The 11208-nt window shown below is 34.9% G+C and carries 9 protein-coding genes; 8 read left to right on the top strand and 1 reads right to left on the bottom strand.

Translation table 11 applies throughout. From position 1 onward, the window contains the following. Positions 1-94: 94 nt before the first annotated feature. Complete coding sequence (locus RYK07_RS07985; RefSeq protein ID WP_314853331.1) at positions 95-772, bottom strand: M15 family metallopeptidase; 678 nt, start codon at positions 770-772, stop codon at positions 95-97. A gap of 213 nt (positions 773-985) precedes the next feature. Between RYK07_RS07985 and guaB the strand changes: the two genes are divergently transcribed. The 8 genes from guaB to RYK07_RS08025 form a co-directional block, all read left to right on the top strand. Beyond that, on the top strand, positions 986-2464 hold the full coding sequence (guaB, locus tag RYK07_RS07990; protein WP_314853332.1) for an IMP dehydrogenase: 1479 nt from the start codon (positions 986-988) through the stop codon (positions 2462-2464). A 192-nt stretch (positions 2465-2656) separates the two neighbouring features. Beyond that, the gene (locus tag RYK07_RS07995; RefSeq protein ID WP_314853333.1) at positions 2657-3118 is read left to right on the top strand and encodes a DNA starvation/stationary phase protection protein; all 462 of its coding nucleotides are present in this window, start codon (positions 2657-2659) and stop codon (positions 3116-3118) included. A gap of 145 nt (positions 3119-3263) precedes the next feature. After that, positions 3264-4610: an MATE family efflux transporter gene (locus tag RYK07_RS08000; RefSeq protein ID WP_314853335.1), complete on the top strand. Its 1347-nt coding sequence runs from the start codon at positions 3264-3266 to the stop codon at positions 4608-4610. Positions 4611-4780: 170 nt separating this feature from the next. Next, on the top strand, positions 4781-5269 hold the full coding sequence (queF, locus tag RYK07_RS08005; RefSeq protein ID WP_006703907.1) for a preQ(1) synthase: 489 nt from the start codon (positions 4781-4783) through the stop codon (positions 5267-5269). 11 nt (positions 5270-5280) lie between these two features. After that, positions 5281-5925, top strand: coding sequence for a 7-cyano-7-deazaguanine synthase QueC (gene queC / locus RYK07_RS08010; protein WP_314853338.1), 645 nt, complete (start codon positions 5281-5283; stop codon positions 5923-5925). Then, the gene (locus RYK07_RS08015) at positions 5925-6398 is read left to right on the top strand and encodes a QueT transporter family protein (protein WP_314112042.1); all 474 of its coding nucleotides are present in this window, start codon (positions 5925-5927) and stop codon (positions 6396-6398) included. The genes queC and RYK07_RS08015 overlap by 1 nt, the downstream gene beginning before the upstream one ends. A gap of 551 nt (positions 6399-6949) precedes the next feature. Then, complete coding sequence (locus RYK07_RS08020) at positions 6950-9841, top strand: pneumococcal-type histidine triad protein (protein WP_314853339.1); 2892 nt, start codon at positions 6950-6952, stop codon at positions 9839-9841. A gap of 678 nt (positions 9842-10519) precedes the next feature. After that, positions 10520-11208 (top strand): alpha/beta hydrolase (locus tag RYK07_RS08025; protein ID WP_314853340.1); only part of this gene is annotated, 689 nt, incomplete at its 3' end.

Consider the following 11208-nt stretch of genomic DNA (forward strand, 5'->3'; position numbering starts at 1 on the left):
ATATAAAAAATCCTGTCGGTGATTTCTCACCAACAGGATTTGTCGAACAACCGAAAAATCCGTTAATCATTCCCGATTAACGGATTTTTCATTATCAATCGGCGTAATTGCCGCCTTCTACTCCAAAGTATTCTTCTAGTGTTTGTTTTGATGTGTAGATTTTTTCTGCGATATCGCCTACATATCTTATATGCCACGCTTCTGCTTGATAACCCGTAATTGCTTCTTTTCCTTCTTGGAATCTTACAATAAAGCCATATTCATGAGCATGGCTATGCAACCATTCAATAGCTTTCTTATCTTGAGGATTTTCTCCTAATAATCCGCCAGCCCCGTTTAAAATATCAAAAGCTAGGCCAGTTTGATGTTCGCTATATCCTGGACGAGCAGAATAAGTATCTGCTGCTTCTTTTCCATCTTTATTCACATAGTTTTGATAAAGTTGAGTTTGGTACTCATAGGAACGAAATCCACTATATTGATTACTAATACTGAATCCCAACTCTTGCATTTTTTGAATCAGTTCTCTAACTTTTTCTCCTGCAATTGGATTTTCTCCTGGATTATAGTCAGCAGGAAGTTTATGTTTCTTGTTAACAACCATTTGAATGCCTAATGATAAATCTGCTTCTCCATTACTTTTTTTAGTTGTTACAGTAGTCTGTTCAGTTGTAGCAGTTGCTTGAGTCGTTTCTGTTTTGTTTTCTGTTGTTGTAGAGTGACAAGCAGTTAAAAATGCTAAACTTACCACTGCATAAATGATTTTTTTCATGATAATCCCCCTTTATTCATATTATTTATTGTAGCACAGATATTGAAATGAAAAAATGGTGGATTAAAAAACATGAAAAACATGAATGTTTTTATTCGTAATGATATAAAACGTTCATAAATTAACCGTTTTCTAATGAAAAACTACTTGAATTTTATTTAGTTCGTGGTATAGTAGCTATTAAAAAATTACAGATTCTAGGAGGTCTCCATTATGTCCATGTGGGAAACGAAGTTTCAAAAAGAAGGTTATACGTTTGATGATGTACTATTAATTCCAGCAGAAAGTCATGTGCTGCCAAATGATGTGGATTTACAAGTACAACTTGCAAAGAATTTATTATTAAAAATTCCATTGATGAGTGCGAGTATGGATACTGTTACAGATTCAACAATGGCGATTGCGATTGCACGTCAAGGTGGGTTAGGAGTTATTCATAAAAATATGTCGATTGAAGCGCAAGCCGAAGAAGTACATAAAGTGAAACGTTCTGAAAGTGGAGTTATTTTGAATCCATTTTTCTTAACTCCAAAACATTCTGTACAAGAAGCAGAAGAATTGATGGCGAAATATCGTATTAGTGGGGTTCCAATTGTGGAATCATTTGACAATCAAAAATTAGTTGGTATTTTAACGAATCGTGATTTACGTTTTATTACGGACTATTCTATTGAAATTGAAGAAGTGATGACAAAGGAACCATTAATTACTGCACCTGTAGGAACTTCTTTAAAAGAAGCAGAAAGTATTTTACAAAGACATAAGATTGAAAAACTTCCTCTAGTAGATGAAAAAGGAAATTTATCAGGATTAATTACGATTAAAGATATTGAAAAAGTGATTGAATTTCCTAATTCGGCGAAGGATGAACATGGACGATTATTAGTAGCCGCAGCAGTCGGTATTACTTCGGATACTTTTGAACGAGCGAAAGCGTTACTCGAAGCAGGAGCAGATGCGATAGTCATTGATACAGCACATGGACATAGTGCAGGAGTTATCCGTAAAATTAAAGAAATTCGTGAAACATTCCCAGATGCAACGTTAATTGCAGGAAATGTTGCAACAGCTGAAGGAACTCGTGCTTTATTCGAAGTGGGAGTGGATGTTGTAAAAGTAGGGATTGGACCAGGTTCGATTTGTACAACTCGTGTAGTAGCAGGTGTAGGTGTACCACAAGTGACTGCGATTTATGATGCTGCGACCGTTGCAAGAGAATATGGAAAAGCGATTATTGCAGATGGTGGTATTAAATATTCTGGAGATATTGTAAAGGCAATTGCTGCTGGTGGGCATGTTGTGATGTTAGGTAGTTTATTAGCAGGAACGGATGAGTCTCCAGGTGAATTTGAAATTTATCAAGGGCGTCGTTTTAAAACATATCGTGGAATGGGTAGTTTAGCTGCGATGGAAAATGGATCGAGTGATCGTTATTTCCAATCGAAAAATGAAGCGAATAAGCGTGTTCCAGAAGGAATTGAAGGTCGTGTAGCATATAAAGGTGCTGCGAGTGATATTATTTATCAAATGATTGGTGGTTTGCGTTCTGGTATGGGGTATGTTGGAGCGCATAATTTAGAGGAGCTTCGTGAAAATACGCAGTTTATTCGTATGAGTGGTGCTGGATTGAGAGAGAGCCATCCACATGACGTACAAATTACAAAAGAAGCGCCTAATTATTCTGTCCAGTAATTACGTAAATTGGACTTTGTCTAGCTGTAGCAAGGGACGCTAGTAACCTCGCCTTGCGAGTCTCATTGTTAAGGCTACAGCAAAAAGTCTATTTATTTCTTTATTATTTAAAAAAATATAAAAATTATGAGCATTCTAGTTTAGAATTATTCTATTCTGTGATATACTTTATTCATAAAGGAGGAATGACAAATGTCAAAAGAAAAAACAAAATTAGTATTAAATCAATTAGTAGCTGACTTAAGCCAACAAGCAGCAATTATTCACCAAGTACACTGGTATATGCGTGGACGTGGATTTATAACATTACACCCAGCAATGGATAAATTAATGGATGAAATTAACGCTCAATTAGACGAAGTATCAGAACGCTTAATCATTATTGGGGGAGCACCATATTCAACATTACGTGAATTTGCAGATAACACTAAGATTCAAGATATTCCTGCATCTTACGAACGTTCAATTGATGAATGGGTAAGACATTTATTAGTAGGATATGAATACTTAATAGGTTTATACCAAGAAGGTATAGAAACAGCTGGAGAAGAAGGCGATGATGTATCACAAGATATCTGCATCGGTTTCAAAGGCGATATTGAAAAAATCATTTGGATGTTACGTGCACACCTAAACGAAGCACCTGGAATCTAATCAATTCAAACAAAAAAAGGATGAGTCACTCATCCTTTTTTTGTTTGGAGTTATACAATCATTTGAAAGAAATTCATCAAAAGTATAGAATAGTTTAAGAGAAAATGATTTAGAAGAAATAGATACATGATAAAAGGAGGATGAGATGAATTCAAAGGCGTTTTATCAACAAATGTTTGCGATTGCGATTCCGGTTGCGTTGCAAAGTTTATTAACTTCATTTTTGAACACATTAGATACGATGATGATTTCCTCTCTTGGAGATGCGAGTATTGCGGGTGTGGGCTTAGCGAATCAGGTATTTTTCTTATTTACATTGATTTGTTTTGGGATTAACACAGGTTCTTCAGTTTTATTCGCTCAATATTGGGGTGTGAGGGATGTTCCTCAAGTTCGAAAAATTAATCAGGCAAGTTTAATGTTGTCTACAGCGATTTCTGTGGCATTTATGCTTGTTGCCATGTTATTCCCTTATGGGATTTTAGAATTATTTACGAAGGACGCAGCAGTTGTTCAAGCAGGTGGTGACTATTTACGTGTAGCTGCTTTAACATATGTTATAACGGCATGGAGTTTTTCTTTAGGTAGTGCTTTAAGAAGTACCGGAAATCCAAAAGTTCCATTAGTGGCAACGATGAGTAGTTTTGTCGCCAATGCTTTCTTCAATTATATTTTTATTTTTGGGAAATTAGGATTGCCAGCAATGGGAGTTGTAGGGGCAGCATTAGGAACGGTTGTAGCGAGATTGATTGAAATTGGCGTGTTAGTGTTTGTTATCAAACGATATCAAGGTCCACTTCAAATTCCGATTCGACATTTGCAAAAGATTCCGAAAGAATTTTGGACGGTCTATTGGAAGACAACTTTACCAGTGATTGTCAATGAAACATTCTGGGCGTTAGGGCAAGTATTTTATAATGCAGCTTATGCGATGGTAGGAACGCAAGCAACTGCAGCGGTGCAAATTGCGGTTGCGATTCAAGGCTTAGCCTTTGTTATCGTCCGTGGACTAGGAAGTAGTTGTAGTATTATGCTTGGGCAAAGTATTGGGAAAAATAAAATTGATCAAGCAAAAAAAGATGCGAATCGATTTATTATTTTATCCATTATAACGGGTGTAATCATTGGTGCTATTGAAAGTCTAACTCCACAATGGACATTATTATTATTTGGGCATATTAGTCCAGAAGTGTATAGCCTCGGTCAACAATTATTACAAGTGATGGGTATTATTTTTGTTTTAAAAACAATTAATTCCATTATTGTTGTAGGAGTATTAAGAGGTGGTGGCGATACTCATTATGGAATGAAATTAGAAATGAGTTGTGTTTGGTTAGTCGGCGTCCCATTATCTCTTTTAGCAGCAGGAGTGTGGCATTTACCAGTTACTCTAGTTGTCATTTGTGCAGGAATGGAAGAAGCGACAAAAGTAGTCGTCGGACTTTATCGTGTTTATTCACAAAAATGGATACATCGCTTAGTTCAAGACTAGTCAATCCGTTTCATTTATGGTAGAATATTTGTCAGACAGTTCGTAACCATCCTGTCTATAAACAAAACTAGGGCTTATTTGAACATGAAATGATCAATAGATTCCTGGAAAACGATGGTGTTTTTCAGGAATTTTTTTATGTCTAAATAGTCCGGAAAGAAGGAATAACAATGAGAAAAAACGAAGAAATGGGAGAAATTACACACTTAGGAAGTAAAACAGTTTATCGTGATGATTATGCACCAGAAGTGCTAGAATCATTCCCAAATAAACATCCAGAAAACGATTATTTTGTAAAATTTAATTGTCCAGAATTTACTTCCTTATGTCCAATTACAGGTCAACCTGACTTTGCGACAATTTATATTAGTTATGTTCCAGGAGAACGCATGGTAGAAAGCAAGTCTTTAAAATTATACTTATTTAGCTTTAGAAATCGTGGAGATTTCCATGAAGACTGCATGAATATCATTATGAAAGATTTAGTAAAATTAATGGATCCAAAATATATTGAAGTTTGGGGTAAATTTACACCACGTGGAGGAATCTCTATTGATCCATATTGCAACTATGGAAAACCAGGAACTAAATGGGAACAAGTTGCAGACCACCGTATGATGAATCATGATTTATATCCTGAAAAAGTGGACAACCGTTAAGGAGAATCGTGATGAAATTAGTATTATTAAGTGGTGGAGTCGATAGTTCGACTGCATTAGCGCTTGCTTTAAGTCAAGATCCTCAAGTTGAAGCTATTTCATTTTCATATAATCAAAAGCATAAGGAATTGGAATTAGAAGCTGCACGAAAAATTGCAGCGTATTACAAAGTTCCGTATCAAATTTTGGATGTTACTTCTGTGTTTTCTGGAAGTAAATCTTCTTTAAATGCTGGAAATGATATGGAAGTAAGTACAGGAGATTATGCGACTCAAACAGAAGCGAATACCGAAGTGGAGTTTCGTAATGGAATTTTTATTTCGATCTTAGCAGGAATTGCGATGCAAAAAGGCGCTTCTGAAATTTATTTTGGGGCACACTTGGATGATTCAGGAGTCATTTATCCAGATTGTTCACCTGAATTTATTGAAGCGATGAATCAGGCTGTTCAATTAGGAAGTGGTGGCAAAGTTCGATTGACAGCTCCATTTGGACAAGTGAAAAAGAAAGATATTGTCGCAAAAGGAGTCGAATTAGGTGTTCCTTATGAATTGACGTATAGTTGCTACAATGGCGTGTATCCTCCATGTGGGAAATGTGGAACTTGTATTGATCGAAACAAAGCCTTTTTAGCAAATGGATTGGAGATTTTATAGTGAATAAAAAACAAATTAGATTATTAACACAAAATACTTTAATAGGGGCATTATATGTTGTTTTAACATTAATTAATCCTATTTCTTACGGGATGTTTCAATTCCGTTTATCAACTTTATTAATGGGTGTGCCATTTTATAAACCGCAATTGTCATTAGGGATTTTAATCGGTGTAATGATTAGTAATATTCCAAGCCCTCTTGGACCGATTGATATTTTATCTGGATTTTTAATTCAGTCAGTGAGTTTATATGTTTTTAACCGTATTTTCAAAAATTCTTATGTGAAGAGTGCTGCATATGGAATTTGGTGTGGTTTTGTAGTAGCCGCAGCATTGTATTACTCATTACAAGTGCCATTCTGGCCTAGCGTATTTGGCGTAGCTGTGTCTAATATTTTATTTGCCTTCTTAGGTACTTTTATTGTTGAAAAATTCTTAAAAGGATTTTTAGATAAAACAGTAGTTGAATAGAAAACGATGAATATACTTCGAAACGTAATAGTGTTTCGAAGTCTTTTTTTGTTTGAACGTATGAGCTAAATGATGAAAGAAAAATTTTGTGTTAGCGAGGTCGCCAGCAGCCTCGTAAGCGAGTCTCATGGCTAAAATTTGAGCCTTGGTCTCAAATTTTACCTGTCATGGAAGCCAGGTGTGACTTCCATGACTTTCGCAACAAAAATTTTTCTTTCATCGTTTAGCTAAATTTTAAAACGTAGTGTAATTATTTTTTAGGAACTAATACATTTCAGTGAAAAAACGCAAAAATAATATAAAAGAAAGCAGAAAAATCTTTTTGTAGCGAAAGCAATAGAAACCAAGGGTTGGTTTCTATTGCAGGTAAAAATCGAGACCAAGGCTCGATTTTTAGCCAAGAGACCCATAGGGGCTACTGGCGACCTCTCAAACAAAAAAGCATTTTTCTGCTTTCTTTTATTACGTGTTCAAAAAACATTGACAGAAAGATAAAAGGAGTGTAAAGTTATAAAACGTAAAGATTACGTTTTATAGAAGAGGGAGATAGAATGAAAATTCATAAAAAATCATTACTAATTGGGAGTGCAAGCCTTGTTTTATTGGGAGGTTGTTCACTTTTTAATAATCAAAACACAAGTCAGCAAACAGAATCAGAAACGACAACAACAGAAATTTCAAAAACTGATTTAGCAAAATTTGAGAAAATTGCTGAAAAAGTAAAAGAAAACAAACCAAAAACAATTGTGGGAGAAGTATTCGAAAATGGATACTTAAAAAAACATGGAGATCACTATCATTTTGTATACGGAGCTCCACCAGCAGATGCTATCTATGAACAAAAAACTTCTACTACGAAAGCCATTAGTTCTGCAGATGACGGATATGTGTTTAATCCAAATGACATTGTAGAAGAAAATGAAATGGGATATGTCGTTCGTCACGGAGATCATTACCATTTTATTTATAAAAATAATGCCCAACAAACACTTGCTACAACAATGGCTACAAATCCAGTAGCACATGAACATCATGAAGAAGTTGAAGATGGTTATGTTTTTGATAAAAAAGATGTTGTTAGTGAAACTGAATCAGGGTATATCGTTCGTCATGGAGACCATTTCCATTATATTTATAAAGATAAAGAAGGAAATCCTGTAGTAACTGCTGAACATCACGACCACGAAAGTGAACACCATGATCATGAGGGAGAGAAACATGAGCACGAAGGTGAACACGATGATCATGACCATGATGGGTATGTATTTGATAAGAAAGATATTGTAAGTGAAACAGCAGAAGGTTATGTAGTTCGCCATGGTGACCACTTCCATTTTATTTATAAAAATCAAGTGAATCCTGAAAGCACACAGCCTGATACTGTTACATCAACGATTGGAAAAGTTGAAAAGGTAGAAAAGGAACTACATGGTTTAACAGGAGGAAGTGCAACAAAACCTACAACTCCTGAAACAAAACCAAACACTGAAGCTCCAACTACACAGCCAAAAGAAAAACAATTTGCCGGAATTCATTATAGAACGAGCGATGGATTTTTATTTGATGGAAATCATATTATTGGTACATCAGGAGAAAATTTATTAGTAGCGCATAATGGAAATATGAAAGATATTCATGTGATTCCATTTGAACAATTAGTCCATACAAAATGGGAAAATTTAATTCCAAAAGAACATCTAGAAGCAGCTAAAGCACGCTATAATGGGACTGCAACGGCACCTAAAGAGGAACATCACCATGATTATTCAACGAAACCTGCAGAAATGAGTGAGTTAGATAAAAAAATCGAAGAAAAAATTGCAGGTATTATGAAACAATACGGTGTAAAACGTGAAAGTATTGTAGTCAATAAAGAAAAAAATGCCATTATTTATCCACACGGAGATCACCATCACGCTGATCCAATTGATGAACATAAACCAGTTGGAATTGGGCACTCTCATAGCAATTATGAACTCTTTAAACCAGAAGAAGGAGTTGCTAAAAAAGAAGGGAATAAAGTTTATACAGGTGAAGAATTAGCAAGTGTTATAAAATTATTGAAAAATAATACATTTAACAACCAAAACTTTACATTAGCAAATGGACATAAACGTGTGTCCTTCAGTTTCCCACCAGAATTAGAGAAAAAATTAGGAACAAATATGATGGTGAAACTAACGACTCCAGATGGAAAAACGATTGAAAAATTATCAGGAAAAGTATTCGGTGAAGGTGTCGGTAATATTGCTAATTTTGAATTAGATAAACCATATTTACCAGGAGAAACATTTAAATACACGATTACTTCAAAAGATTATCCAGAAGTAAATTATGAAGGAAGATTTACAGTTCCATCATCATTAGCTTATAACATGGCAAGCCGTACGATTTTCTATCCATTCCATGCGGGGGATACTTATTTAAGAGTGAAACCTCAATATGCAGTACCAAAAGGGACTGATGCTTTAGTCAGAGTATTTGATGAATTTCATGGAAATGCGTACTTAGAAAATAACTACAAAGTGGGTGAAATTAAACTCCCTATTCCAAAATTAAATCAAGGAACTACGATGACAGCAGGAAATAAAATTCCGGTAACCTTCATGGCAAATGCTTATTTAGAAAATCAATCATCTTATATTGTAGAAGTGCCGATTTTAGAGAAAAATAATCAAACAGAAAAACCTGGAGTTTTATCACAATTTAAAGGACATGAAACAGAAGAAACTTCTAAACCTGTCGAAAAAGGTGAAGAATCACCAAAAGAAACTGGAAAAGTAGAAGAAACTTCAAAACCAAATGGAAAAGATGAAGGAAGTTCAACACCAACAGGCGAAGGACTAAAACCTGAGACAGAAAAACCAAATGAGAATCCTATTTCTGAACCAGGACTAGAAGAATCACCAGCAGTAGATCCAGTACAAGAGAAAATCGCAAAATTTGCTGCTAGTTACGGATTAGGATTAGATAGTGTCATTTTCAATATGGATGGAACAATTGAATTACGTTTACCTAGTGGAAAAGTCGTTAAAAAGAATATGGCAGATTTTACAGGAGAGGCATCACAAGGAAATGTTGAAAATAAACCATCTGAGAATGCAGAAGTGCCTACTGGGAAAGTTGAAAACCAACTAACGGAAAATAAACCAGCAGATTCTTTACCAGAGCCTCCAAAACCGAATGAAAAACCTGTGAAACCAGAAAATTCAACAGATAATGGAATGTTGAGTCCTGCGGGAAATGTAGGAACTGATCCAATACTAGAACCAGGACTAGAAGAAGCACCAGCAGTAGATCCAGTACAAGAGAAAATCGCAAAATTTGCTGCTAGATACGAATTAGGATTAGATAGTGTTATCTTTAATATGGATGGAACTATTGAACTACGTTTACCAAGCGGAGAAGTTGTTAAAAAGAATATGTCTGATTTTACAGCATAATATATTGATGGAAAACGTCTAAATCGATGAAAAGATTTAGGCGTTTTTGGTTATATGAGAATAGAACGTATAGGCTAAAAGATGAAAGAAAATTTTGTGTTAGCAAGGTCGCCAGCAGCCTCGCATGCGAGGCTCATGGCTAAAATTCGAGCCTTGGTCTCGAATTTTACCTGTAATGGAAGCCAGGCGTGGCTTCCATTACTTTCGCAACAAAAATTTTCTTTCATCGTTTAGCTGAATTATAAAACGTAGTGTAAGTCTTTTAAGTCTTTTTTAACAAAGTTTACTGAAGAAATGAAAAAACTACTATCAAAAGTCGCTCAACCAGTTTGAAATGTTCTCGATTTATGCAATCTTACTAGAAATCTTAGAGTTATGGAGAGCCAATTTTCAAGTGAATGTGACGTATTCTTGGAAGTAAGGTAAGAGGCGTTTGATAGGTCGTAAATCGAAAAAAGTCCATGTTTACAATAAAGAAAAAAATGTGTTAAACTGACGGTAGTTAAGGGGTTTCAAAAAAACAATGACTATGTATATATAGTTAATGAAAGTAATAAAGCACTTCATTAGCCTTTTTTAGCTGGTCTCGTGTTTAGAAAACAAAGAAATAAATCAAGTGTATAAGTAAGCGAGTAAACTTATTAGCTAACAAATTTAAGTTTGTAGAGGTTTTGGAAGATGATATTTCATGAATTTGGTGATAAAAAATTTCCACATATATTATTGATATACGGGGGAGGTAATTCCTGGTGGAATTATCTTCGGCAAGCGCGTATATTATCCGATAAATATCATGTGATATTACCAACACTTAATGGTCATGGAGAAGAATATCAAAAAGAGTATATTTCAACTGAAAATTCCGCACAGCAAATTATGGACTATATAAAAAATTATTGCGATGGAAAATTGTTTGCTGTGGGTGGTGTTTCTTTGGGAGGTCAAATTGCCATTGAGTTATTATCGCTAAATAGTGATATAGCTCAGAAAGCAATAATAGACGGTAGTATTTGTATTCCTCAGCCAAAGCTGGCAAGGGTTAGTACAATTATTGTAAAATTATTCGGAAAACTTATGTTTAGCAAATATGCAAGTAAAATTCAGTTGAGTTTAATGAAAAAAATTTATCCCGATATGGCTTATTCGCAAGAAATAGAAAGCTATTATATGGAGGATATGCCAAGGATTCCGATTAAAACATTGGTGACTATGTATCAAACATATATGGGAGAATATAGGCTTAAAAATTCTATTACAGAAAGCAAAGCGCAGGTTCTATATATTTATGGTGAAAAAGAAATGAGTTGCGTTAAGGAATCTGCTAAGCTATTTCAAAAAATGCATCCTAATTGTACTGTATATGAAGC

Source organism: uncultured Granulicatella sp., assembly GCF_963528315.1.
Lineage (GTDB): Bacteria > Bacillota > Bacilli > Lactobacillales > Aerococcaceae > Granulicatella.